The sequence below is a fragment of the Streptomyces sp. NPDC031064 genome, from assembly GCF_055570965.1.
The window spans coordinates 199,647-224,699 of the sequence record NZ_JBVIGF010000001.1; the positions used below are offsets into that span (position 1 = coordinate 199,647).

A 25,053-nucleotide genomic window follows, 5' to 3' on the forward strand; every position below is an offset into this window, starting at 1 on the left:
GGAACGTCACGCTCTGTCCTCCCCAGCCTAGCCAGCTCCGCCGGTGCGACCGATGGGATTCCCGCCCGGACGCCGGACCGGGGCGGCGGAGCGCCGCCGCGTGCGGCATCGGGAAGACTGCCGGGGACCACGCCCGTACCAGCGGCGGGACCTCGCGGACCTCGCGGAGCTCACGAGCTGGGCGACCACGAATGGCTGCTCAACCGGGCGTTCGCCCGCAGTCCTTCGTGGTGGTCGTCGTGAGGCGTCAGTGTCGCGGCCGGCCTTCGCGCGGCGGGTGGGAGGTGCCGTCCTGAGGTCGGCCGGTGAGCTGGGTGGCCAGCACGGCGGCCTGGACCCGGCGTTCCACACCGAGCTTGGCCAGCAGCCGGGAGATGTTGTTCTTGACCGTCTTCTCGGCGAGGTAGAGACGTTTGCCGATCTCCCGGTTGGTCAGCCCCTCCCCCACCAGCGCGAGGATGTCGCGCTCCCGCTCCGTCAGTCCGGCGAGTCCCGGCTGCTGCTCCTTCCGCGGGTCGCCGCCCCTCAGCCGGGCCATCACGCGGGCGGTGGCGCCAGGGTCCAGCAGGGACTGCCCCGAAGCCACGGTGCGCACCGCCGAGACGAGGTCCGTACCGGTGATCTGCTTCAGGACATAGCCGGACGCGCCCGCCATGATCGCGTCCAGGAGGGCTTCCTCGTCGTCGAACGAGGTCAGCATCAAGCAGGCGAGGTCCGGCATCCGGGAGCGCAGTTCGCGGCACACGCTCACGCCGTCGCCGTCAGGCAGCCGCACGTCCAGCACGGCCACGTCGGGCCGCAGCGCGGGGATCCGTGCCAGCGCCTGTTCCGCGGTCCCCGCCTCTCCGACCACGGTCAGGTCGGGCTCGGCGTCCAGCAGGTCGTGCACGCCACGGCGCACCACCTCGTGGTCGTCGAGGAGGAAGACCTTGACCGGTCCCGGCGCCGAGGCGTCGGCGGTGTTGTCCGTCATCGAGCAGCTCCGTCATCCCGTTCGGGCCCCCGAGTGGGAACCCGTGTGCAGCATGCGTCCGGCGGGGGCCGGAGGACCAGGGCCGGATGGCCCTCTTTCCACCATGGGTACACCGTGCGGACGGCGCCTACTCCTCGGATGTCCCGTAGTCGGCGGTGCGCACGATCTCCCCGGGGCCCGTCCGGTGGGTCGTTGCCCCACGGCAGCAAGGCGGGTCGTTGCCCACGGCAGCAACCCGTGACGAGCCGAAGGGGGGCCGAGCAGCACCATGATGAGCGGGTCGCGGAGCCGGGCCGGCACGCGCGCGTGCATGGGGACGGGGCGTGCGGTGGCCACCGTGTTGGGGCCCTGCGCGGCGAGGCGCAACTGCCGGCGGGTGCCCATGCGGAGGCGGCTGTGTGGGCGTCGGTCCGGCGCGGGGCGTCGTCATCGGTCCGCCGGCACGGTGATGACGGGGCAGCGTGCGTGGTGCAGCAGTCCGTGGACCACGGACCCGAGACGCATCCCGGTGTAGCCGCCCGGACCGCGGCGGCCGACGACTACGGACAGCGCACGGGCGGAGGCGAGGGACATCCGCTCCACCGGGTCGGCCTGTACGACCTCGGTCGTGACCTCGATGCCGGGGTACTTCCGCAGCCATGGTTCGAGGGAGTCGCCGAGCAGGCGTCGCTGTTTCTCCTCCGCGGCCGCCGCGTCCCGGAGGCCGGGGAACGGCCGGTGCCACACCCCAATGGCCCGTACGGCCGCGTGCCGCAGGTGCGCCTCCTCGAAGGCGAAGGCCAGGGCGGCTGCGGAGCCCTCGCCGCCGTCCACACCCACGACGACGTACGGGTCCTGCTCGGCCATGTGCTCCGGCTCCCTGACCACGACGACGGGGCAGTCGGCTCGCGCGCTCACCGGGACGACCACCGAGCCGGTGCTGAAGATCTCCTCCCAGCGGCCGAGCCAACGCGAACCGACGACGACCATGCGGGCCCGCCGGGATTCGCGGCACAGCACCGGAGCTGGCACGCCGTCGAGCAGTCGCGTCGTCAGGGAGACCTCAGGACGCATCGCGCGCACGGTCGCCGCGGCCGCGGCGAGCGCTTCCGCGCCCCGCCCGCGCAAGGCCGTCCGGTGCGGCTCCGTACCGACGGACAGGGTGCCGTGCGGGGGCGGCACCGCCAGTACCAGCCGCAGGGCCAGCCCTCTGCGTACCGCTTCGTCGGCCGCCCAGGCGAGGGCGGGCAGCGACTGCTGCCTGGGGTCGACACCGACGAGTATCTCGTCGCGTACGGCGGGGCGCGCCTCATGGCCGGGCGCTCGCCCAGGGTCCTTGTCCACCGTTGCTCCTTCTCCGTCACGAACGGTCGCCGCCTGACGCTGTCACCGGGGCGAGGGCAGAGGTAGGGCCGCCGAGGCCGCGGCGGGGGCCGAAGGTCCCGGGCGAGGCAGCCGGGCGAGGATGTGGACGGTCCGTCTCCGTCCCGAGGCAGGGGGCCGAGCGCGCAGGAGGAGTGGCACGTCAGCAGGCCGGCGGTGCCATACGTGACCTCGGGCAGCGTGTTGGGCGAAGCCTTCCGGCAGGCCCACGGCAGCCGACGCGGCCGGCATCACGCGCGAAAAGGCACCGAGCACGCGGGCAGAGCGCCGGTGGCCGACAGCCCCAGCAGCCGGCAGACCGATACCTGACGCACCCCGCCGGCAGTCCGCCCAGTCGGCCTCCATGTCGCCATCCTGCTCGGCCTGGATCTGAGCGCCGAACGCGAACGTGAACGCGCCATCGGCACTGGCCACCCACCGGGCGAAGAGCCCTACGCCGAACCCCCGCGACACCCGCAAGCTCCGACCCCCAGGGGTTACGCGCCCGGGGCGACGCCGGGCGGCGTCCCACCGGGGCCGTTCGGCCCCTGTGGGCGGTGCCCGCTCGGCCCTGTCCCGCCACCCAATGACCGAGGGACCCTGGAAGCGAGACCGGAAGTGTGACCGCACCTGCTGGAGGGTGGCTGCCATGCCTGCTCCCGTTCCCGGCGCGTCGTCCCTGACGTCGTGGGTGACCGATGCCATCAGGGCCCCGTCCATGCACAACGCCCAGCCCTGGCTCTTCCGATACGAGCAGGCGCAGGGCCTCCTGGTGCTGCGGATGGACCCGGCTCGCACCATGCCGAACGCCGACCCCTCCACGCGTGGTCTGCACATCGGATGCGGTGCCGCGCTGTTCAATCTGCGGGTCGCCGCGGCCCATGCGGGGTGGGCCGCCCGGATCAGGCCGACTCCGGAGGGGGCCGCCCCGGAAACGCTCGCCGTCATCGACTTCGTACAGGGGGACGAGGAGGAAGCCGTAGCCGGCCTGTATCCGGCGATCGGGAGGCGGCACACCAGCAGGGAGCCCTTCAGCGACGAGGACGTGCCGGAGGCGCTGCTCGACGGCTTGCGCGGTGCCGCGCGGGCCGAAGGGGCACGCCTGGAGTTCCCGGGCGACTGGCAGGTGCAGTATCTGCTCGACCTGGTGTGGGAGGCCGAACACGTGGAGAAGCTCTCTCCCGCCGTACGGGCCGAGGTCGCGCGCTGGGTGTCCGAGGGCATTCCGCCCACCTCGCTCGGGCCCCGGCCTCACCACGGCCGGGGGCCCGTACGGGACCTCGCGGGCGAGCGCCGGATCGAGGGCCGCGGCTCCGCGGTTTTCGAGAGGTCACCCTGCCTCGCCGTACTCGGGACGCGCGAGGACACCCGGCAGGACTGGCTGCACGCCGGTCAGGCCATGCAAAGGGTGCTGCTCCAGGCGACGCTGGACGGACTGGCGACATCGCTCAACTCCCAGGCCCTCGAATGGCCGGAGCTGCGCTGGCTCCTGCGCGACCCGATGTCGGACACGGGCCATCCTCAGATGCTGATCCGGCTCGGTTACGGCCCGGAGGTACCGGCCACCCCCCGCAGGCCGGTGTCCGAGGTTCTCGTCATCACCTGACGCGGTGCCAGGACCCTTCTGCCCTGGGCTGCCTCCGCCTCCGGCGGCGGCGTGACGTGGATGCGGGCCCCACCCGTCGCCGTCCGCCCTACGGCCGCGGGGCGGCCGCGTCATGCTCACCCCCCCGGCGGGCGGACCGGTGAGGGAGAGCCGATCGGGACACCTGGCCGGGCCGGTCGGCCCTGTCACCCGCAGCGCCGTGGGCGGAGGCTGGGAAGTGAGACGAATGGAGGTGGATGGTGTCCGAAGCCCCTCGGGGCTCGGCCCGCACGGACGGCGCGGTCCGGCCGTCGAGCAGGGCCGTGGAGGTCCGATGGGTCACGTCCGACGGCCGCCAGGCCGCAGGGGTCGCCCGGGTGCCGCTCGGCACGGACCCCGGAGAGCGGACGGAGATCTGGCTCGACCGGCAGGGTCGCGTCACCACCGCCCCGGTGGACGGCGACGACGTGTGGGCCGGGGCCCTCACGTCCGGTCTGCTGGGCGCCGCCGCCACCGCTGCGACCGGAGCACTGGCCGCCGCGTGGGTCGCCACCGCTTGCGACCGACGACGTACCAACGGGTGGCAGCGCGAATGGGACGCGGAACCGGAGTGGAGCCGCCGGCCCCGCTGACGCCCGTCACCGCACACTCACCGCGCCGCACCGCCCCGCGCCCGTGGACCGCCTCCGGAGCGACGGTCAGTTGTGCGGTACGACGGCGACCGGGGCCTGCGCGTGGTGGACCACCGCGTGGACCACACGGCCGACGTGGACGCTGAGTGGGTTCTCGCGGTGCCGGAGGCCGACGACCACGAGCCGGGCCTGCCGGGCGTCCGCCACCAGGTCCGTCTGCGGCCGTCCCTGACGGCACTCGACGGTGAGCGGGACCCGGGGATGCTCCTCGGCCCATGGCGCGACGATGCGATCGAGCGCCTTGCGCCGCTCGGCGTCGAAGTCGGCCACGATCGCGGGCAGCATGCCGCCCATGTCCGGCCCGTGCACCGGCGGCAGGGACCAACTGTGCGAGACGCGGACCGCGCAGCCGTAGCGTTCGGCGGACGCGAAGGCGAAGGCGAGCGCGTGGTCGGCCGCTGCGGATTCCACGTCCACGCCCACCACGACGTCACCCGTCGATCCGCCTTCCCGGTCGTCGGGGGGTTCGGTCGCGCGGACGAGGACGACGGGGTGGCGTGCCCGCGCCAGTACGGCGAGCGAGACGGATCCTGAGAGGAAACCGGTCAGGCCGCCCAAGCCCCGGGAGCCGAGGACCAGGAGATCGGCGCTCTCACCGGCGGAGCACAGCCGCTCCACCGGGTTGCCCCGCACCTGGCGGGTCTCCACCCGCACCGCCGGATGGTCACGTCGGACGTCCTCGGCCGCCGCGTGGAGCAGCGCCTCGGCTCGGCGGCGCAGATCCTCGGGGTCGTCATGGCGAGTCACGGGTTCGGGGTTGTGGCTCCATACGTTCAGCAGAACGAGGAGGCGGTCGCGGAGCAGCGCCTCGCGGGCGGCCCAGCGCGCGGCCGCGGTGCTTTCGCGCGAGCCATCCATGCCGACGGTCACCGTGCGGGACATCACCGGCTCCTTCCTGATCAGGACGTGCGCCTTGCCACGGCTCCGAGGGCCCGCCGCTCGCCGTCCAGGACGGGTACGGCCCTCGCCAGGTGGGGCAGTCGGCGGTTCACAGCTCCTCCTCTCCCGCCGGGCGATACCCCTGCCCGACCGGCCGGGGAACCACGGCGACGGGGCACGCCGCGTGGTGCAGAACGGTGTGTGCCACCCGGCCCAGTTGCATGCCGAGGGCGCTCCGCGGCCGCCGTGCCCCGACCACCAGCAGGTCCGCGGCCGCCGACCGGGCGAGCAGCACCTTGCGTGCCGGCCCTTCGACCGTGGCACGCCGTACGCGTACCTCGGGGTGGTCCCGGGCAGCGGCTTCCACCGCTTCCTCCAGCAGCTCGGTGGCGCACCGCTCGTGGTATCGGGCGGGATCGCCGGCCAGCAGCGGGTGGTCAGTGGTCTCGTGCGCCGGGCGCCGCCAGGCGCGTACGACGTCGAGCGTGCAGCCCCGCGCCGCCGCTTCACGGAAGGCGAACCGGACGGCGGCGGAGTCCGCGTCGGCGTCCCCGACTGCGAGCGTGACGCGTTCGTGGGTGCCGGCCAGGCCGGCCTTGTCGCCGCGTACGACGATGACCGGGCAGGCCGCCCTCGCGGCCACGGCGAGGCTCACCGACCCGAGCAGGAGCCCGGCGATGTCACCGCGCCCGCGCGAGCCGGTGACCAGAGCGAAGGCATGCTGTCCCGCACGCAGCAGCGCGTCGACAGGGTCCTCGGGGAGGATGTCGGTGAGGACCTTCAGGTCCGGGGCCCGGCGACTCACCCGCTCGGCGGCGGTGCCCACGACGTTCTCGGCGTGCACCCGCTCGTCGGGGCGGCCGAGGCTGGTGCCAAGGGTGGCTCCCTCGTACCTCTGCCACAACGACGCGTACACAAGCCGCAGCGGTACGCCGTGGCGCAGTGCCTCGTCAGTGGCCCAGTCGAGTGCGCGCAGACTGGGGTCGGAGCCGTCCACGCCTGCGACCAGGGGCGCTTCCATCGTCCGCACCGCCTCTCCGTCTCGTCAGAGTGTCCGTCCCACTTCCACCGTGGCACCGGGGACAGCCGTGCCCCAGGGCCGGTCGGGCCTCGTGGGTGCCCCAACGGGCCTTGTCTCCGGCCCGTGGTGGCCGGACGGGAGCCGCGATGCCTTCCGCCGAGCCGTCGATGCCGACTGCGAGGGTCCGTGGCAACGTGCACCTCGTACTGGGTCGTTTCGCGGCCGACGGCCGTACGGGCCTCGGCTCCCTCCGTCACTCTCAGCGGAAGACCGCCCGGCCGCACCCTGCCAGGGACCGGTCGGGCCATCACGGGTCCCCCGGAAGGCACTCCCCGGCTCGGAGGCAACCCCCCGGCGTCTGCCGGCCGGCTCGGAAACGCGGGGAAGCGGTCCCTCCGGCCCGGGGCGGGGATCATGGAGGCATCGTTTCCATCGAAGGACTGGGTTCTCACGGATGAGACATCGCACGGTCGCCGACCTGATGACCCCGGACACCGTCACCGTCCAGCGCGGGACGCCGTTCAAGGAGATCGCCCGGCTGCTGGACGAGTACGGCATCACGGCCGTGCCGGTCGTCGAAGCGGACGGGCGGCCCGTCGGCGTCGTATCGGAGGCCGATCTGCTCCACTCCCGTATCTCGCAGAAGACCGCCACCACGGCCGAAGGGCTGATGTCGGCCCCGGCCGTCGTGGCACAGCCGGGTTGGACCGCCGTGGAAGCGGCAAGGGTGATGGAGCGAAAGCGGGTCAAACGCCTGCCGGTGGTCGACGGCGAGGGGCGACTCATCGGCGTCATCAGCCGCAGCGACCTCCTGCAACTCTTCCTGCGGCGCGATCGTGCGATCCAGGAGGAGATCCTGGAGGACATCCTCACCCGAACCCTGGGCCTGTCCCCCGCCGCCCTCACCGTGGACGTGTCGGAGGGTGCCGTCACCCTCAGCGGCACGGTGCCGGAGCGGGACCTGGTTCCGGTCATCGTACGGCTGTGCCAGGGCGTCGACGGCGTCGTCACCGTCATCGACCGGCTCACCACACCACGCCAGGATGAGCCGGAGGAGCACGGACCGTAGCGGGGTGACGCGGGCGCGTCAGGCCGGCACTCGGTGTGTCGGCACTCGGTGTGTCGTGACCGGGCCTCCCGAGGCGACCTTCAGGGCGCCGGTGTCGGCGGCAGCGGCGGTACGAGGGTGTTCTCGTTGGTACGGCCGGCCAGGTAGTCGTCGATGTTGCGGATGGTCGTGCCGACGATCTGGCCCACCGCCGTGCGGGTGAAATACGCCTGGTGGGAGCTGACGATCACCTTGGGGAAGGTCATCAGGCGGGCGAGGGTGTCGTCGGCGATCCCACCGACCGACTTGTCCACGTAGAAGAGCCCGGCCTCCTCCTCGTACACGTCCAGCCCGACGCCTTCGAGCCGCCCCTCCCGCAGCGTCTCGACGAGGGCATGGGCGTCGATCAGCCCACCACGGCTCGTATTGATCAGGATTGCGTCGTCCTTCATCCGTGCCAGTGCGCGCCCATCGATCAGGTGGCGGGTATCGGGCAGGAGCGGCACGTGCAGACTGACCAGGTCGGCTTCGGCGAGCAGTTCTTCCAGGCCGACGTATCGCATGCCAAGGTCCAGGCACTCCGGGTTCTCGACGACGTCCCGGCCGAGCAGGTCGCATCCGAACCCATGAGCGATACGGGCGAAGACGGCGCCGATCTGGCCGGTGCCGATGACGCCGACGGTCATGCCGTGGATGTCGCGCCCCATCAGCCCCGTGAGGCGGAAGTCGAACTCACGGGCGCGGTTGGCCGCCCGGACCACCCTGCGGTTCACGGCCAGGGCGAGAGCCCAGGCGAACTCGGCGACCGCGTGGGGCGAGTAGTGGGCGACTCGGCCCACGGTGAAGCCCAGCTTCTCCGCGGCGGCGAGGTCGATGTTGTTGAACCCCGTGGAGCGCTGCGCGATCATCCGGGTACCGCCGTCGGCCAGGCGGCGCAGGACCGGCTCGTCGAGCCGGGCGTTCACACCGGTGGACACCACCTCGTATCCGGCGGCCAGGGGCGCCGTGTCCGCGTCGAGGAAGATCTCCAGCGAGTGGACCGTATGGCGGCCCTCGACGGCCTGTTCCAGCAGCGGCTGCTCATCATGCTGCACTTCATACGCCAGGATCTTCACGCCACTCCCTCATCTCGATCGACCCGGAGAGCCGGATGCGCCCGAGGACATTGTCGGCGGGTGCCGGCCACCCGGCCTGTCGGCGGCCCTCCCCGCGGGCGTCCGGTGCTCCCGCGCCGTGACAGCACGTGGCCGGCCAGTCGGCCGCCGCCCGCCGCCCGCCGCGGCCACTGGCCCGGCCGCCAGGGCGCCCCTGCCGTGATCCGGGTCCAGCCACGCCACCCCGGCGGTCGCGGACGGGGCGCCGGGTGGTCACGGTGTACCGGGCGGCGCGGTGTGCGGGGCCGCCATGCGCTGCCGGTGCTCCTCCTCGTCGATCTCACCGCGGGCGAACCGCTTCCTGAGGATGTGTTCGGCCGTGGGAGCGGCGGAGACGTGCGTGCGCACCGCGTGCGCCCGCGCCCGCGTGCGCCCGCGCGCCGCGTGCGTCGGTGTGCGGGAGGGGCGGCGGGCGGCGGGCAGCGCGGGGGCGGCGCTCAGCGGCTCGTGATTCGAGGGCCCCGCCTCGCCGTCGCCCGCAGTTCCTCGAGCGTGGCCAGTTTGACGCGGGGGCGGCCGGTGAGGCGGCCCCTGTTCAGCTCGGCCCGGTCGATCGCGGCCAGCCCGCGGGCGTCGACGACGTCCCGGCCCCGGCGGCGCAGCAGCCGGCGGAACTCCTTGGCGGTGCTCGCCGGTTCGGGCAGGTGGCCCGCGACCGCGTCGGCGAGGAGCGTGCCCACCGTCTCGGCGGCGCAGGCGCGGTTGGTTCCGATGCCTCCCGACGGGCCGCGCTTGATCCATCCCACGACGTACGCGCCCGGCCGGCCGGACACGCGGCCGGCCTCGTGCGGAATGGTCGCGGCAGCCTCGTCGAACGGCAGTCCCGGCACCGGCGCACCGCGGTAACCGACCGCGCGGAGCACCATGCCGGCCGGGATCTCCCGGTGCCCGTCCCCCTCCGTGACCCGCACGGCGCGGGCCGCCGTGCCGTCACCCACGACCTCCACGGGCGCGGAGTGGAAGCGGAACACGATCCGGCGCCCCGGCGCCGACGGCCGCGACCAGTCGACCCGCTCGCGTGCCATGCCCCGCAGGAGCCCGGCCTTGTCGGCCGGTCCCGCCCGGTCGATCGCCTCGCCGATGCGCGGGTCGTGGTCGTCGACGACCGTATCGACGCCGTCCAGGTGCCCCAGGGCCCGCAGTTCGGACGCCGTGTACGCCGCGCCCTGTGGCCCGCGCCGCCCGAGCAGCACCACTTCGCGCACCCGCGCCGCGCGCAGCGCGGCCAGTGCGTGGTCCGCGATGTCGGTGGCGGCGAGCGCGTCGGGGTCGGAGACGAGGATGCGGGCGACGTCCAGGGCGACGTTGCCGTTGCCGACCACCACCACTCGCTCGCCGGACAGGCCGACCGCGTCGGGCGCGACTTCGGGGTGGGCGTTGTACCAGGAGACGAACGTGGTGGCGGAGAGGCTGCCGGGCAGGTCCTCCCCCGGTATCCCGAGGCGGCGATCGGTGCGGGCACCCACCGCGTACACGACCGCGTGGTGGTGGGCGGCGAGTTCCTCGGTCGTGATGTCGCGGCCCACCTCGACGCCCAGGTGCAGCCGGACGCGGGGGTGGGAGTGGAACCGTGCGAAGGTGTCGCCGATCCGCTTGGTCGCCGGGTGGTCGGGAGCCACGCCGTACCGTACGAGACCTCCGGCGACCGGGAGCCGGTCGACCAGGGTCACGTCGGCGTTGGTGTGCAGCAGGAGGTCCTCGGCGGCGTACATGCCGGCGGGCCCGGTGCCGACGACCGCGACCCGGATCGGCGCGAAGTCGGCGGGCAGGCTGCGCTCGAAGCGGGGCGCGCCCCAGGCGTGGAAGTTCGGTCCGTGGTCGGCCGGCGGTGGCGGTGCGTCCGCGAAGTACGCCGCGTTGACGGCGGCGAAGTCCCGCTGCGCGTCGGGCAGGCCGTCCACGGGGAAGACGGCGTCCACCGGGCAGGCATCGGCGCAGGCGCCGCAGTCGATGCACGCCTTGGGGTCGACGTACAGCATCTCCGTGGTGCCGAACCCCGGTTCACCGGGGGCGGGATGGATGCAGTTGACGGGGCACACGGCGACGCAGGTGGCGTCGCCGCAGCAGGTCTGGGTGATGGCGAAGGTCATGGCGTCGGCTCGGTCCGGTTCGGGTCGGATCAGGTGCGGGTCGGATCAGGTGCGGGTCAGATCAGGTTCGCGCGCTTGTAGAACACCAGGGCGGGCCTGGTGAGGAGGCGGGCGGAGGCCAGGAACTCCATGAGGCCGGCGCAGCTCGAACGCATCAGGGCCTTGTGGTGTTCGTTGGCCCTGGCCTCGCGGACGGCGCGCTCCGTGTCGAGCCCGGCGTGCCGGTACACGTCCTTGTTCACCATGCTGGTGACGATGACGTAGGACGCGATCGCGATGACGAGGGCGTGAATCCGGCGGCGCAGCGGCCCTGCCTTCTCCAGGCGCTTGCGGGTCTCGTCGCGGGCGAACTTCATGTGCCGCGACTCCTCGACGACATGGATGTTGTTGATGGTGCGGACGAACGGCACGACCCGTTCGTCGCGCATCCAGTCGCGCTGCATGACGTCGAGCACCTCCTCGGCGACGAGGATGGCGGCGTACGCGGCCTCGCCGAAGGCGACGGTCTTGAACGCCCGGCCGAGTTCGACGGCGACGCGGTGCGGCCGGTAGGCCGGGGCTCCCAGCTTCTGCGCCCCGCGGGCGAACATGATGGAGTGCCGGCACTCGTCGGCGATCTCGGTCAGCGCCCACTGGAAACGGGGGTCGGTCGGGTCCTTGGCGTAGATGTCGCGCAGCACCATCTGCTGGAGGATCATCTCGAACCAGATGCCGGTGCTGGCCACCGACGCGGCCTCCTGCCGGGTCAGTTCCTTGCGCTGCGCCTCGGTCATCTCCCGCCAGTACGCCGTGCCGTAGAGGGTGCTCCACTCGGGGCTGGCGCCGTGGAAGTCCTTGTCGAGCGGCGTCTCCCAGTCGACCTCGGTGGCCGGGTCGTACGACAGCGTCGCCGCGGAGTCGAGCAGGCGGCGGGCGACATCGTGTGCGTGGGGCCCGTTGCGGACCTCTGGCCGGACAGTGTTGCTTGCCATGCGGGGGCTCCTCGGGTCGAGCGGTGTGTCCTCGCTCCTGTGGCCGGTCGGACAGCTTGTTAGACGAGCCGTAAACAAGCTGTGGGACGGACCGTATAGCAGGAGGGCCGCCCCGGCCTACCCCCGAGTAGAAAGTCCACGCCAACCACTTCCCGTTCCGCACCGTCGGTGAGCACGCCGGCTCGTACGGGACCGGGCCGAGGCGAAGGCCGGCGAAGCCCCCGACTGCTGGCGCCGGGCGGCGGCACCGGCGCTCGCGGGCACGCGGGTGCACGGCCGCTCCGGTGGCCGCGGTCGGCCCCGGTTGGCCCCGGTGGCCCCGGTGGCCCCGTGCGGGCGGGGCGGGCGGGGGCGTGGGAGCGGCCGGTGGGACCGGGCGGGCGGGGGCGTGGGAGCGCTGGTGGGGCCGGGTATGGCCCGACGAACCGAACAATGAGCCGGGCCCGTGCGGCGGCGGGACGAGGGCCGGGTTGCCCGCGCGCCCACACCCCGCCGAACCTGGTCGCTCGGTGAGCGTGTCCGCGGCGTGAGGCGGGCGGTCCGGTCACTCTCGTAAAGTGGCAGACGAAGCGACCGACACCGGAGCAGGTATGCCCACCCCACAGCCGTTCGGCCACGCGGACGAGCCCCCCGACGGACTGTTCGCTCTCGAGGAGCTGCGGACGGGGGCGCCCGCGGCGCAGCCGGGGCAGCAGCGGTTCCGTGACTCGCCGGAGGCGCGCCGCATGCTGGCGGTGCGGGAGATCCACGCGGAGCCGGGAGCCGCGGCCTCAGCACGCGGCAGGCAGGTCCTCGCGGCTTTCCCGGACGCCCGGGTGATCCCCGTCGACTCGCATTGGCGCATCCCTGACCTGCACGGAAACAAGGGAAACGCCGAGCGCTGGGTCCGGATCAAGAGCACGGTCCTGGTGCTCGGCGAGAGGAAGACGCTGACGGTCAGACCCAACGGACGGTCCGCCGACTGGATCGCGCCCGCGGCGGCGAACGGATGCGCCATGGCCTGCGCCTATTGCTACGTCCCCCGGCACAAGGGCTATGCCAATCCGATCACCGTCTTCACCAACATCGACCGCATCGTCGCGCGACTGCGACGCCACGTCACCGGGCTGGGCCCCAAGCGTGAGCCGAACCAGTGCGACGCGGACGCCTGGGTCTACGACATCGGAGAGAACAACGATTGCTCGGTCGACGCGCTGATCAGCGAGAACACCGCCGATCTGATCCATGCATTCGCTCGCTGGCCGACCGCCAAGGCGTCGTTCGCGACGAAGTTCGTCAATCCCGACCTGCTGCGGCTCGACCCCCGGGGAAGGACGCGCGTCCGGTTCTCCGTCATGCCGCAGGACGACTCCCGGCTCCTGGACATCCGCACCAGTCCGGTCGAGCAGCGGATCGCCGCCGCCGGCGACTTCCTGGCGGCGGGATACGAGGTGCACTTCAACCTGTCTCCCGTCGTCATCAGGCCCGGCTGGGAGCAGGCGTGGGCGGAGCTGTTGCGGCACATGGACGACGTCCTGCCGCGTGAGGTGAAGGAGCAGGCGGCCGCCGAAGTGATCATGTTGACGCACAACAGGGCCCTGCACGACGTCAACATGCAATGGCATCCGCGCGCCGAGGAGGCCATCTGGCGGCCCGATCTCCAGCAGGGGAAACGCTCCGAGAACGGCGACTGGAACATGCGGTACCGCAACCCCACCAAGGCCGCGGCGGTGGAGACCGTACGCAGCCTGGTCGCGGCCCACGCCCCGTGGCTGACCATCCGGTACGCCTTCTGAGTCCCGGCGGGCGCTCACCGGCCGCGCTTCCCTCGGGCTCGACGAACGCGCCTCCCGGTTCTCCGCCGTGCGGCCGTCGAGGACCGGCCGGACGCCGGTGTGTCGGTCGTGTCCCTCGGAGGGTGGGTGGGCGGTTCACGCACCCGTACGGACGGGGGCAGCGCGGATCAGCAGACGCGCCCGAGCGCCTACCGGGCCCGGTGGAGGCACTGTTGTGGTGTGGCGAGGAGGGCTCCGGTCGATGAGCCGACGTGCCATGAGCGGCTGCGTCACCGTGCCTGTGCCGAGCTCCCAGTTGGCAGGCCCACCCCGGGCCCTCCTCACGCAGAGCATTGCACAGTGCAAAGGCTGCGCCAAGGAGGGCGGCGGTCCGAGTCATCGGCCCCCTCGCCACAGCGCCCGCTACTTCGGCTCCACAGCGGCTTCCACCTCGCGCAGAGTGGCGCTGTCCACCAGACCGGTGTCTTCCAGAACCTCCATGTGGTCCAGGACCGTCTGGTTGGCCTGGCGGGCGTGCCGACGGATCAGGTCGTTCTGCGTGGCGGCCCTGACTTCGCCGATGGTCGCGAAGATCTTGCCGTGGGAGGCCCGCAGCAAGTTGGCGAAGAGACGGTCGAACTCGGCCCCGTGCGCGCTTTCCAACTGGCGTACGAAGCCCTGTTGCTCTTCAGTGGCTTCGTCGGGGAGCTGGACGCCGAGGATCGCGGCGTCCTCGCGAACGAGCTGGTCGAGTTTGCTGTGACCGTCCAGCAGGTGCAGGCCGGCTCGTTTGACGGCTTCGCTTGAGGCATGGGTCTGCGCGAGTCGGCCCGCCGGGATCTCCCACAGCCCGGCCTGCCGCACCTTCACCAGAAAGGTCTTGTCGACCTCGGTCACCGGCTGCGGACCAGCAGCAGCCCCTCGCGTCCCATCGTCCGCCGCCCCCGCCTCGCCGGAGTGCGTGGCGCCGTGTGCCGTTTCGGCGCTTGAGCTGGCCGACGCCTCACCAGTGCCCACGCGTAGCGCGACGAACAGCGTGGCGATGGCCGCGCAAGCGGCGACGACGAGGACGGCCAGACGTAGCCGGACGTCGGTTCGTGGGATACGTCGGTTCGGACGCATGTGTACCTCCCGAGTCGGTATGGCTGAGGTTCATGTCATCGGGAGCTCTTGTGGCGGCTGGCACGGCACGCGACCACAAGTACGGACGTGACCGCTGGGATGTTCATTCGCCCGGCGGCGAGGTCCGCCCCGGCACGCTCGGCCCGGCACCTGTGAGGGTCCGCTCCGCTCACTTGCCCCCGGCGACCGGATGCTGCTGTACACAGGCGGAGTCACGCCGCCATGCCCTTCGTGCGCTACCACCCCGAGAGGCCGCACGCCGGAGGCAAGGGCGCTCTCGGGTCGCTGTCGACGCGCGGTACAAAGGAAGCATGACCGGCGAAGAGGACCGACGAGCGACGACGGCGGACGACACCGACACGGTGACCAGAGCCGTACTCACGGCGTCCCGGCTCCTGGTCGCCATCTCCGCCCGCTCACTGGCCGCCGTGGAGGAGCGGGTGACGCTCCCCCAGTTCCGGCTGCTGGTCGTGCTTTCCACACACGGCTCCGCCAAACTCGTGACACTGGCCGAGCACCTGGGAGTCAACCCTTCCACGGCCATGCGCATGGTCGATCGGCTCATCGCCTCGGGACTCGTGGACCGCCGGGTCAACCCGGACAACCGACGCGAAACCATCCTGCGGCTCACGCCCGAGGGCCGAGTGCTGGTGGAGGACGTCACCGCCAAGCGCCGCCGGGAGATCGCGACGGTCGTGGAGCGCCTTGCCCCGCACCAGCGTTCGGCCCTCGTGGACGCCCTGACCACCTTCACCCAAGCGGGCGGAGAACCGACGGTGGACCACGCCGGCACGGACCCGTACCCACTCGGCTGGACCGACAGCGTCGGCCTCTAGGCCGGGTCCGATGGTGATGGGTCAGGGGATCGCGTGGGGTCGACGAAGTAGTGCGGCGATGATGTGCGGGTGTTCTACGAAGATCTCAGCTGAAGGCCGTTCAGGAGACCCAGTGGATGAACCTCTGCCTCGGGGTGCACGAGTGCGGGCTCTGTCCTGAGGGTGAGGCTCCGGAAGGGAATGGTGACGCGCGGCTTCAAGGCGACGCATGCGACCGGCCTTCCCGTATCTCCGTGGTCGTCTCCGTGGTCGTCTCCGTGGTCGTCTCCGTGGTCGTCTCCGTGGTCGGCGGTCCCTCCTCCGGCAGCAGCGTCCGGGTGATACGGGCCAGCTCGCGCGGTGCCGAGTGGTTCGGCGTGTGCCCGGCACCCGGCACCGAGGCGGAGCGTCCGTGCGGAAGTAGCTCGCTCACCTCCTCCGCCCATGCCCTCGGGACGATCGGGGCCCTGGTCCCGCGCGCCACGCCCACAGGGGTGCCCAGGTGAGGGAGCTTGCTTTCCACTGGATCGTGCAGGCAGAGCAGGTACGTCCGCAGGGCGCGGCGCACCCCGCAGTCGGCGTAGCTCGCGGCCAGAGCCGCACCGAGTGACGGGCGCTCCCAACGGGCGTCGCGCAGGAGGCGCCCCGCCTGGGTGCGGGCCGACCGGGCGGTGCGGTCGAACGTCGGTCCGTTGAGCACGACCGGCCCTACGAGTTCAGGTGCGTGGACGGCCAGGTCCACGACGATCTGGCAGCCGGTCGAGTTGGCGACGACAACGGCCGGCCCGCGGTCGGTGGCGCGGAGCCAGTCGGCCAGTGCGAGCGAGAGCCCTCGGACATCGAGGGCGCGCCTCGGCCCGCGGGTGCGACCGAAGCCCGGCAGGTCCACCGCCACGGTCCTGGCGTGGGGAGACAGCGCCCTGGCAAACGGCAGCCAGTAGCGGTACGAGCAGCCCAGGCCGTGGACGCACACCACTTGCGGCACACCGGCCGGCCCCAGCACCGCGGCGTGGACGCGGGTGCCGGCAGCGGCGGTGAACTCGTGCCGCGTCCCAGCCGCTCAATGCGCCCGGGCCCGTCGCGCGACGCCCGCCGCCGCACAGGCCAGTGCGGTCGCGGCGGTCAGCCGGCGCATCGCGGTACGGCGACGTCCGCCCCACCCGCCATGGGCGGCGCCCGTACCCGGCGCCGGCACGTGCAGGTTGCCGTGACCGGCGGGCGCGGGTTCCTTGCGGGACAGGTGGGCCCGGTCCACCTGGCGGGCCATCGTCCGCTCGACCATGCCGGGCATGATCCTGGACTCCAGCACCATGGAACGGCCCGTGGGCCCGACCACGACTTCACGGCGGGGCACGCGCACCAGGTCCACGATGGTCCTTGCCACGCGTTCGGGGCTGTAGACCGGGGGCATCGCCAGCGGCTTGCGTCCGGTGTAGTTGGCGGCGTGCTCGAACAGCGGCGTGTCGATCGTGGCCGGCAGCACCGTGCACACGTGAATGCCCTTCGCCTTGTCCAGCCGCAGTTCCTGGCGCAGGCTCGCGCTCAGGGCCCGGACGGCGTACTTGGACATGCCGTAGGCGTGGGTGTACGGCTGGCTGACGACGCCCACGATGGAGGAGACGTTGATCAGTGTTCCGCTCCCCTGCGCGCGCATGACGCGCAGGGCGGCGCGGGCGCCGTGCACGTACCCCATGACGTTGACATCAAGGACTTTGCGGAAGTCCTCCAGCGGCGTTTCCTCGAAGGGGCCGAACACCGTGACGGCCGCGCAGTTGACCCATACGTCGATGCGGCCGAAGCGCTGCGCCGCCCGCCGGGCGAGATCGTCGACCGCACCCGGGTCGGTGACGTCGGTCGGCACGACGAGCGCCTCCGCACCACGGTGACGTTCGCACTCCTGCCGAACCGCCTCCAGTGCCTCCGCCCGCCGCGCCGCCAGCACCACAGCACACCCCTTGCGGGCGAAGGCAAGGGCTGTGGCCCGGCCGATGCCGCTGGAGGCCCCAGTGATCACCACCACGGAATCACGCACTCGCATGGAGAACCCCTTCTTCGCACCATGTCGGAAGAGTCACTCAATCACCGGATCGCTTGTCCCACCGCTCGGCGGGTGCCCTTCGGGTGCTGCCTTGCGCCACCCGCGGACGCACGGCGCGGGCCCTGCTGGTCCACACGGGTCATTCCTCTTCGTCCATACCGATGACCTTGCGCAGGTCGTCACGCGATCCACGTACCTTCCTCGCCGCCCCCTTGAGGCGGTTCAGCCTTCGACGCCGGTGGCGTCGTGCGACGCGCCGACGGGCTTGGACTCCGGTGATCCGCGTTGCCGCAGGTAGATGGCGAGAACGGCCATGGAGGCGACCGCCAGCAGCTCGGACTGCCAGTTCTGCAGCGTGCGGTTCCAGAAGTCCGCGGAGGACAGGTAGTGGGCCCATGTGGTCGGGGCCTCCAGGCGGCGCAACTGCTCCTCGTTGTAGGCGGCGACGCCGGTGACCGACTGGGTAAGCCAGGAGAGCAGGAAGATGGCGCCCATGACGAGGCCGAGCGAGCGGGAGAAGACGACTCCGCGCCAGTCCTTGTGCGCAGCCCAGCGGGGTGAGTCCTCCGTGGCGTGCTCGCCGGCCATCTGGTCCTTGTCGGACTCGGTTCCCGCCTTGTCGAGTTCCTTGGATTCCGGCGAGCCGCGTTGCAGCAGCCACACGGTGGCGAAGATGTACAGGAAGAATTGCAGGTACTCCGACTGCCAGTTCTCGGTGACGTCGACGGCGAAGTCCGACGACATCACGTAGGCGCCGAAGCCGACCGGTGCCATGCCATCGCTGACGAGCTGGTCGTTGAACTGCGCGTGCCCCGTCACGGCCTGGCCCACGAGGGCCAGCAGGAACGTCGTCATGAAGAACAGCCCCAGGCTGTTGTGCCGCAAAAGGCGCCGTACGCGGTGCTGGGCCGGTGCGGTCTCCTCGCGGTGCTGGGCCGGTGCGGTCTCCTCGCCGGGCTCCGAAGCGCGGCTCATCGGTGCATCAGCCCCAGCGCCATGAAGTACGCCAGACCACCGACGACCACCAGCAGCGTCATGGTGAACAGTGTCCTCACGGCCCCTCACCCGCCCTTGATCTCGCACTCGTACGGCCGCTGGGGACGTGGCAGGCACCCAGCGGCCGTCACCTTCCAGCCCGTGGGGAAACGCGCCAGGAACAGGGTGTCCCGCTCCAGCACCACCCGGGCCTGATCGCCGTACACGTCCACGCCCCGCACGGCACCGGCCGCCGGAAGCTCCTGCTCCTCGATCGCCTGGCCGATCGCGTCCTCGCACCGGCTCTTGGCGGACTGCTCCAGCTCCTCGCGGGTGGCAGGAGCGAGAGCCGCGCACAACCGCTCCCGCTGTCCGGCTCCCAGTGCCTGCTCGAAGCGGGTGACTTCCGTGGTGACCTCGTCACGCCGCTCGGGAAGCGTGCCGCAGCCACTGACCGCGGTGAGGACCGCCAGCAGGCCGATCCCCGCCGCGTACCAGGGTCCTCGCATCCTGCCTCCCGGCGGCCTGGGCGGAAACGGGTCCACCGCTGGGTCGATCAAGTGACATGCGGCTACCCGCTCATGGGGCATTCACGCCCATACCCCCGCAACCCGTGTGCGCGCGTCCCGAGCGGGAAACAGGTGATCATGGCCGACGTAACGGAGTGGAGAGAAGTGGACCGGCGCCTCACGCGGCGTGCGGCGCGTTGGACGTCGCCTCTGGCGCGCCGGATCCTGCCGAAAGCGCGATCCGCGGCCGAGCACACGAAGCTGTGGTGGGCCGCGGCAGCGGTCATGTCCGCCGTCGGTGGCGGTCGGGGCCGGGCGGCGGCAGCAGCAGGGGTCGTTGGCATGGGTGCGGCGGAGCTGGTCTCCAACGGGCTGTGCAAGCCGCTGTACGCACGGCGCCGACCGCCCGAGGACCTCGTCCCCCACGGTGAGTTGCGGGACCGGCCGGACAGCTCCTCCTTCCCCTCCGGGCACACCGCGGCGGCCGTGGGGTTCACCGTGGCGGTCGCGGGCGTCTGGCCGGGTGCGGCGGCGGTCTGCGCGGTGCCGGCCGCCATCGTGGCCGTGGAGCGGGTGCACTCCGGCGCGCACTACCCCAGCGATGTCGCCGGGGGTGCCGCGATCGGCCTGGTGACGGGCTTGCTGGTACGTCGATCGCCCCGCCTGCTACTGCGCCACGCCGCCCGGAAGGCCCGCAGCCGCCTGACCGGATGAGGGAGCGCGCCGCAGGGGAACCGCTGCGTGCCGGGCCACCCCATGCCGGTGAGGCCGGGGCTGCCGGCGGGGCGTCCGGCTCCTCGCACAGGACGACGTCCTACCCGGCGCCCGGGCTGCCCTCACCGGCCGCCGGCCCGACCGGCTGCACCCGGTAGTGCAACATCCACCGGGCCAGTTGACCGGTCGGTTGCGCCCGCAGTGCGGGCTCTCCACCACTTCCGGCACCGCGGGTTCGTTCACGTCGTCCATATCCCCCATCAGCCCTTCCCACCTGCTCAGCGCATCGGGGGGTGACACGTAGGCGGCCGGGCACCCCCTGCCCTTGCATGAGGGCCCGGGCGTCGCGGGCGAGAAACTGACGTCGTCCACTCAGCGAGTCTCGCCCCCTGCTCATCGGCGACGGTGACGTGGCTCCCGTGAACCCTGCGCCGCCTCACTGGCCGGGCGACCGCACATGCACGTGGCCTAGTGCCCGATGAACAGCCCACCGGTCAGCTGAGCTCGGCGAAGGCCTCCACCGCGCGGGTCTTGCCGGTGACGATGAGGACGTCGCCCTTCTCGACCACCGTTTCGGCGGTGGCGTAGGTGAAGTCCTGGCCCGACCGCTTGACGCCGACGATGGTCACTCCGTACGTGCTGCGCACCTTGCTCTCCCCGAGCGGCAGGCCGGTGGCGATGGCCGGTGCGACGGTTTTGATCAGGGCGTAGTCGTCGTCGAACTCGATGAAGTCGAGCATCCGTCCGGTCACCAGGTGGGCCACCCGCTCGCCCATTTCGTGCTCGGGCAGGACGACATGGTGGGCGCCGAGGCGTTCGAGGATCTGGCCGTGCTGGCGGCTGATCGCCTTGGCCCAGATGTTGGGCACGCCCGCTTCGAGCAGGTTGGAGGTGACGAGGATGCTGGCCTCGATGTCGGTGCCGATGCCGACGACCGCGCTCGTGAACTCGTGCACTCCGAGCTGCTGCAGCACTTCCGGATCGGTGCAGTCGGCAACGGCGGAATGGGTGAGAGCGTCACTGTGCCTCTGGACGAGTCTCGCATCGGTGTCGATGCCGAGGACGTCCCAGCCACGCCTGGTCAGCTCGTGGGCCAGCGAGCTGCCGAACCGGCCCAGGCCGATCACGGCGACCCGCTGGTCGCTCAGCTCGCGATGGTGCTTGGTGAGCCGCTCGCGGCGGCGACGGCGCAGTGCGCTCAGGTAGTTACCCAATGACAGGTCGCTCCTCGGGTAGCTGGTAGCGGCGGGTCCGCTCGCGCAGGGCGAGCGCCGAGACCAAGGTGACCGGCCCCAGTCGGCCGACGAACATCAGCAGGATGAGAATCAGCTGCCCGGACACCGGCACGTCCGCCGTGATCCCGGTCGACAGCCCGACGGTCGCGAAGGCGGACACCGCCTCGAACAGCACGGCCTCGAACGGTGCTCGCACGACCGTCAGCAGCACCAACGTGGCCGCCATCACCAGTCCCACACCGAGCAGTGCCACCGTCAGGGCCTGGCGCAGGACGTGCGGTTCCAGACGCCGGCCCAGAATGGCGGAGTTCGGTTCGCCCCGTACCTCGGCGAGCATCGCGGCGGCGAGCACGGCGAAGGTCGTGACCTTGATGCCGCCGGCGGTGCCGGCGCTGCCGCCGCCGATGAACATCAGCACGCACGTCATCAGTAGCGTCGAAGCTTCCAGCGCGCCGATGTCGAGGGAATTGAACCCGGCCGTACGGCTCATCGAGGAGTGGAAGAAGCCGTTCATCAGCTTGTGGCCCCAGTCGAAGGTGCCCAGCGTGCCCGGGTTGCCCCACTCCAGCAGGCAAGTGAGCACCGTGCCCGTCACGAGTAGGACCGCCGTGGTGATCAGCGTCAGCTTGGTGTGCAGTGACCAGCTCCGCCGCCCGGTGGTGAGCCGCCGTCGGCGGTGGCGCAGCAGCTCCAGCAGTACGGGGAAGCCGATGCCTCCCAGGATGACTGCCGCCGCGATGGGGAGCGTCACCCAGGGGTCCTGGGCGTACCGGGTGAGGCTGTCGGCATGCAGGCCGAAGCCGGCGTTGTTGAACGCCGACACGGCGTGGAAGAAGCCGAAATACGCCGCTTGGCCGATGGTTTCTCCGTACCCGTACCGGAATCGCAGGGCGAGGACGGCCCCAACAGCGAGTTCGACGGCGAGCGTCGTGCCCGCGACGCCCAGCAGGACGCGGCGTACCTCTCCGATGCCCAGGCTCTTCGTCTCGGCCGCGGCCGTCAACTCCATCCGCAGCCGGAGCTTTCCGGAGACCAGCAGGCCGAGGAGCGACGCCATCGTCATGATGCCGAATCCGCCGACCTGGATCAGCGCGAGGATGACACCCTCGCCGAAGCCGCTCCAGTACGTACCGGTGTCGACGACCGCGAGCCCGGTGACGCACACGGCCGATGTCGCGGTGAACAGCGAGGTGACGAAGTCGGTCGCGCCGCTCTCCTCGGAGGAGATGGGCAGGGACAGCAGCATGGTCCCGCCGAGGATCACCGTGGCGAAGGCCATCACGACCGTACGGGCCGGGTGAGCGGCGAATACCGACTTCCACACCCGTGTCGCGCGTCCTGCCACCGTGGCCGGCCTTCCCTGTCACCGTCTTGTCCGGTTTACCATCCGATGGCCATTGGCCGCGTCAAAGGCGCGTCAACGGCCCGGAGGGCGTCACCCTACCTCTGAGGACTGCTTTCGACGTGATCCTTATCGCGGCCATGTCACGGTCTTCCGGGGAAACGTGCATGGTCAGCCGGGATCCCGCTGGTTGAAGCGAAGGATGCCCGCACCGACGACAACGGCTGCGCCGGCGGCGAGAACTGTCGCGTCGACCCACTGGGAACCGTTCTCCAGCGGTTCGCCCGCACGGCGCCGGGTCGGTGGCGATCGACTCCGAACAGCTCCGGTTCCTCCCGACGGCTGAACCGCCCACCGAGCGGATGTGGTCCGTGTACGCCCGGGCGGATCACACGGGCCGGAAGGGGGAAGGGCCGCTGCACACCGCTTCGGCCTACGATCACCGCGAAGGGGGTGGTCGCATGGCCGAGGACCGGGGTCTGTGGGCGTGGCTCACGGGCCGGGGCGGGCGGGCGGCGCGGCGGCAGGCGAAGGAGGAACTTGCCGAGGTGGAGTCGCTGATCACCGCGTTCGGCGTGGCACTCGACGAGCACGACTTCTCACCGGGTGATCCCGGTGCCACCGACGCGATGCGCGACGACCTGGGGCACGCGCTGGACGCGTACGAGCAGGCGAAGCGGGCCTTCGTGGGGGACCGCGACCGGGAGGACACCCTCGACGTGCTGCGGGCGCTCGACGACGGCCGGCATGCACTGGCCTGTCTCGACGCCCGCCGAGCGGGGCTGCCGCTGCCCCGGCGGCTGCCGCTGTGCTTCTTCGACACCCGGCACGGCCGGGCTGTGCGCGAACTGCCCTGGGCGCCGGAGGGCGGGGCGGTGCGCGATGTCGCGGTGTGCGGGGCCTGTGGAGTGCGTCTGGAGCAGGGGCCCATGCGCGCTGCGCCCCCTCCCCCGGCGAGTGAGGGGGCGGAAGGGCGGGTGCGTGGAAAGGGCCCTGGATCGGCTCGGGTGCGGCTGCCGGCCGTGGGGCGCCCCGCCGTGCTGGTGGTACGCAGCCACAGCGCCGGGCGGGTGACCGTCGTCCTGCTGCTGCGCGGCAACCAGCGCAAGGGCTGCTCGCTCGGCGACGGCGTCGGGCCGGTGCACGCCCGGGTGCCGCTGCGGCGTATGGGCAACCGTGAAGTGGTGCGCTTCCAGGTGGAGTTGCGGGACGCGGCTGCGGCCGAGTGGGAGGCGCGGGCCGAACCCGTCGACGCCGTACCGGACTTCACCGAGCGGATCGACGGGTGCGGCGGGGACCTCGTACGGTATGCGGGCCCCGGCGGCCCGGCCCTGTTGCGCCACCGCGGGCGTGGCGACGTACGACTGCTGGCCCTGGACGACGACCTCGCCGAATGGGCCGAGGTGGCCCGCGGCAGGGGCGATGCCGACCTACCGCTCCGCCTTCCCGGGCCCGGTGTCTACCAGGTCCAGGCCCGAGGCATCTGGGCCATCGAGGCCGCCCCAGACGATGAGGTCCTGGAGGCGTGAGACGGGGTCAGGGCACGACACGGGTGGCCGGAGCCACGGGCCCGGTTGTCAAGCAGTCGGATGACCATCCCGCTGTCGCCACGCGCATCGTCGTTTCCCCGGCGTGACAGGGAGTACGTCCAGACGTACTGGTTCACCGGGCCCACATCACATCGGTGCCCAGCCATCAGTGGTTGCCGTTTCCGGCGGTGTCCCGGATCCGCGGCCCCAGACCCTGCAGAGGACGTAGTTCGTGCCCGCGTAGGTGGTTTGGGGTGCTCGGAGTGCCGGCGATGAAGCGCTGGATACCGGCCAACAGCAGCTCGTAGGCAGCCTGCCCCCTCCAGCTCCGCAGTTCGTTCGCCGGGAGATCCACCCCGTCGGGAAACCGCTGGACGACGAACGGACGAGTCGGTGTGGCCCAAGGTCGTGGAATGCCGCCATGAGCTGCGCCAGGTACAGGAGAACACCCGTACCTACATACTCGCCTTCGCTCGCCTGGCCGGGGTCCGTGACGCCGTGGCGATGCCGGATTGCGGGTCGGCCTCCGGCAGTGGCACTACGCCGCCGTGCTGAGCAGGTGGACGAAGCGGCCTGGGCGACGCCATGCCCCGCGTCACGGCCGACAGGGGAACTGGCTAGTCAGGCAACGGCAGCACGCGTATGGGTGGGCCAAGGGTCGGGCAGCAGGGGCTGCCCCCAAAGCGTCCTCAGGGCCATGCAGCGGGGCATGGCGGCCCGGCGCAGCCCAACCTCGGGCCGCGTCGCCTGTCTCGTCGCCGCATGGGTGGCTGTCACCGCGGTGACAGCCGTGTGAATCGGAGATCTCGTCCCGCACACCTACGGCGAGCACTAGAGTGGCGCGCATCACATCGCGGTTGGTGGGGGGAATCTATGCCGGATTTACTGAGGGTGCCGTTGGAGACCGGCGGTTCTGTGCTGGTCGAAGTCGACAGCGGGCCGCAGGCCGTGGTCAGGGTGGCCAGAGCCGATGGGGTGATGGCTGAAGCATCGGAGACGCTGGAGCGCGGTCTGGAGAGTGTTCGGGAGGCCGCGCACGCGGTGCTCGGCAGGGTGGCCGACCTGCCGCGGCAGCCGGACAAGATCACTCTTGAGCTGGGGTTGAAGCTGTCGGCGGAGGCGGGTGTCTTTCTCGCCAAGACCGCGGGTGAGGGGTCGCTCACTCTCACTATGGAGTGGGACAAGCAGCCGCCGGAGGCTGTTCCGATCACCCAGACCGTCGCCGCTCGCAACGGCGCCGTGGCGGGATAAGGCACGAGGGGCGTC

23 protein-coding genes are annotated in these 25,053 nt (G+C 71.7%); 8 read left to right on the forward strand and 15 right to left on the reverse strand.

Going from position 1 to position 25,053, the window contains the following annotated elements:
- Window positions 1-247: 247 nt before the first annotated feature.
- Window positions 248-973 (reverse strand): response regulator, encoded by a 726-nt coding sequence (locus ACZ46W_RS00810; protein WP_468329191.1) that lies wholly within the window; start codon window positions 971-973, stop codon window positions 248-250.
- Window positions 974-1,399: 426 nt separating this feature from the next.
- Window positions 1,400-2,296, reverse strand: a complete 897-nt coding sequence (locus ACZ46W_RS00815; RefSeq protein WP_468329194.1) for a universal stress protein — start codon at window positions 2,294-2,296, stop codon at window positions 1,400-1,402.
- 667 nt (window positions 2,297-2,963) lie between these two features.
- Here ACZ46W_RS00815 and ACZ46W_RS00820 point away from each other — a divergent pair.
- Window positions 2,964-3,920 (forward strand): Acg family FMN-binding oxidoreductase, encoded by a 957-nt coding sequence (locus ACZ46W_RS00820; protein WP_468329197.1) that lies wholly within the window; start codon window positions 2,964-2,966, stop codon window positions 3,918-3,920.
- 239 nt (window positions 3,921-4,159) lie between these two features.
- Window positions 4,160-4,531, forward strand: a complete 372-nt coding sequence (locus tag ACZ46W_RS00825; RefSeq protein ID WP_468329200.1) for a hypothetical protein — start codon at window positions 4,160-4,162, stop codon at window positions 4,529-4,531.
- 66 nt (window positions 4,532-4,597) lie between these two features.
- On the opposite strand, the gene ACZ46W_RS00830 is transcribed toward ACZ46W_RS00825, so the two are convergent.
- Together ACZ46W_RS00830 and ACZ46W_RS00835 are read right to left on the reverse strand one after the other, a co-directional pair.
- Window positions 4,598-5,473: a universal stress protein gene (locus ACZ46W_RS00830; protein WP_468329203.1), complete on the reverse strand. Its 876-nt coding sequence runs from the start codon at window positions 5,471-5,473 to the stop codon at window positions 4,598-4,600.
- 106 nt (window positions 5,474-5,579) lie between these two features.
- Window positions 5,580-6,491, reverse strand: a complete 912-nt coding sequence (locus ACZ46W_RS00835; protein WP_468332328.1) for a universal stress protein — start codon at window positions 6,489-6,491, stop codon at window positions 5,580-5,582.
- A 454-nt stretch (window positions 6,492-6,945) separates the two neighbouring features.
- Between ACZ46W_RS00835 and ACZ46W_RS00840 the strand changes: the two genes are divergently transcribed.
- Window positions 6,946-7,560, forward strand: coding sequence for a CBS domain-containing protein (locus ACZ46W_RS00840; protein ID WP_468329206.1), 615 nt, complete (start codon window positions 6,946-6,948; stop codon window positions 7,558-7,560).
- An 80-nt stretch (window positions 7,561-7,640) separates the two neighbouring features.
- Here the strand turns inward: ACZ46W_RS00840 and ACZ46W_RS00845 are convergent, their stop codons facing one another.
- The 4 genes from ACZ46W_RS00845 to ACZ46W_RS00860 form a co-directional block, all read right to left on the reverse strand.
- A complete protein-coding gene (locus tag ACZ46W_RS00845) occupies window positions 7,641-8,654 on the reverse strand; it encodes a 2-hydroxyacid dehydrogenase (RefSeq protein ID WP_468329209.1) in 1,014 nt (337 codons plus the stop codon).
- A 252-nt stretch (window positions 8,655-8,906) separates the two neighbouring features.
- Window positions 8,907-9,041: an SHOCT domain-containing protein gene (locus ACZ46W_RS00850; RefSeq protein ID WP_468329212.1), complete on the reverse strand. Its 135-nt coding sequence runs from the start codon at window positions 9,039-9,041 to the stop codon at window positions 8,907-8,909.
- A gap of 89 nt (window positions 9,042-9,130) precedes the next feature.
- Window positions 9,131-10,783 (reverse strand): FAD-dependent oxidoreductase, encoded by a 1,653-nt coding sequence (locus ACZ46W_RS00855; protein WP_468329215.1) that lies wholly within the window; start codon window positions 10,781-10,783, stop codon window positions 9,131-9,133.
- 56 nt (window positions 10,784-10,839) lie between these two features.
- Complete coding sequence (locus ACZ46W_RS00860) at window positions 10,840-11,754, reverse strand: AurF N-oxygenase family protein (RefSeq protein ID WP_468329218.1); 915 nt, start codon at window positions 11,752-11,754, stop codon at window positions 10,840-10,842.
- Window positions 11,755-12,344: 590 nt separating this feature from the next.
- Here ACZ46W_RS00860 and ACZ46W_RS00865 point away from each other — a divergent pair.
- Window positions 12,345-13,529: a spore photoproduct lyase family protein gene (locus ACZ46W_RS00865; protein ID WP_468332331.1), complete on the forward strand. Its 1,185-nt coding sequence runs from the start codon at window positions 12,345-12,347 to the stop codon at window positions 13,527-13,529.
- Between the two features lie 402 nt (window positions 13,530-13,931).
- Here the strand turns inward: ACZ46W_RS00865 and ACZ46W_RS00870 are convergent, their stop codons facing one another.
- Window positions 13,932-14,630: a DUF4142 domain-containing protein gene (locus tag ACZ46W_RS00870; protein WP_468329221.1), complete on the reverse strand. Its 699-nt coding sequence runs from the start codon at window positions 14,628-14,630 to the stop codon at window positions 13,932-13,934.
- A 311-nt stretch (window positions 14,631-14,941) separates the two neighbouring features.
- Here ACZ46W_RS00870 and ACZ46W_RS00875 point away from each other — a divergent pair, with 311 nt between their 5' ends.
- Window positions 14,942-15,466, forward strand: coding sequence for a MarR family winged helix-turn-helix transcriptional regulator (locus tag ACZ46W_RS00875; RefSeq protein ID WP_468329224.1), 525 nt, complete (start codon window positions 14,942-14,944; stop codon window positions 15,464-15,466).
- A gap of 196 nt (window positions 15,467-15,662) precedes the next feature.
- Here ACZ46W_RS00875 and ACZ46W_RS00880 read toward each other — a convergent pair whose 3' ends face one another.
- The 4 genes from ACZ46W_RS00880 to ACZ46W_RS00895 all read right to left on the reverse strand — a co-directional run bounded on the left by ACZ46W_RS00880 (window position 15,663) and on the right by ACZ46W_RS00895 (window position 18,967).
- Window positions 15,663-16,430 carry an alpha/beta fold hydrolase gene (locus ACZ46W_RS00880; protein WP_468329227.1) on the reverse strand — a complete coding sequence of 256 codons (768 nt, stop codon included), beginning with the start codon at window positions 16,428-16,430 and terminating at the stop codon, window positions 15,663-15,665.
- 75 nt (window positions 16,431-16,505) lie between these two features.
- A complete protein-coding gene (locus ACZ46W_RS00885) occupies window positions 16,506-17,483 on the reverse strand; it encodes an SDR family oxidoreductase (protein ID WP_468329230.1) in 978 nt (325 codons plus the stop codon).
- A gap of 222 nt (window positions 17,484-17,705) precedes the next feature.
- On the reverse strand, window positions 17,706-18,458 hold the full coding sequence (locus tag ACZ46W_RS00890; RefSeq protein WP_468329233.1) for a DUF6766 family protein: 753 nt from the start codon (window positions 18,456-18,458) through the stop codon (window positions 17,706-17,708).
- Between the two features lie 86 nt (window positions 18,459-18,544).
- Complete coding sequence (locus ACZ46W_RS00895) at window positions 18,545-18,967, reverse strand: hypothetical protein (protein WP_468329236.1); 423 nt, start codon at window positions 18,965-18,967, stop codon at window positions 18,545-18,547.
- 342 nt (window positions 18,968-19,309) lie between these two features.
- Between ACZ46W_RS00895 and ACZ46W_RS00900 the strand changes: the two genes are divergently transcribed.
- A complete protein-coding gene (locus ACZ46W_RS00900; RefSeq protein ID WP_468329239.1) occupies window positions 19,310-19,681 on the forward strand; it encodes a phosphatase PAP2 family protein in 372 nt (123 codons plus the stop codon).
- Window positions 19,682-20,175: 494 nt separating this feature from the next.
- Here the strand turns inward: ACZ46W_RS00900 and ACZ46W_RS00905 are convergent, their stop codons facing one another.
- Both ACZ46W_RS00905 and ACZ46W_RS00910 read right to left on the reverse strand, forming a co-directional pair.
- Window positions 20,176-20,895, reverse strand: a complete 720-nt coding sequence (locus ACZ46W_RS00905) for a potassium channel family protein (RefSeq protein ID WP_468329242.1) — start codon at window positions 20,893-20,895, stop codon at window positions 20,176-20,178.
- Window positions 20,888-22,261: a TrkH family potassium uptake protein gene (locus tag ACZ46W_RS00910; RefSeq protein WP_468329245.1), complete on the reverse strand. Its 1,374-nt coding sequence runs from the start codon at window positions 22,259-22,261 to the stop codon at window positions 20,888-20,890. Before ACZ46W_RS00910 ends, ACZ46W_RS00905 begins: the two co-directional genes overlap by 8 nt.
- 458 nt (window positions 22,262-22,719) lie before the next feature.
- Here ACZ46W_RS00910 and ACZ46W_RS00915 point away from each other — a divergent pair, with 458 nt between their 5' ends.
- On the forward strand, window positions 22,720-23,787 hold the full coding sequence (locus tag ACZ46W_RS00915) for a hypothetical protein (protein WP_468329248.1): 1,068 nt from the start codon (window positions 22,720-22,722) through the stop codon (window positions 23,785-23,787).
- A 915-nt stretch (window positions 23,788-24,702) separates the two neighbouring features.
- On the forward strand, window positions 24,703-25,038 hold the full coding sequence (locus tag ACZ46W_RS00920) for a CU044_2847 family protein (protein ID WP_468329251.1): 336 nt from the start codon (window positions 24,703-24,705) through the stop codon (window positions 25,036-25,038).
- Window positions 25,039-25,053: the final 15 nt, after the last annotated feature.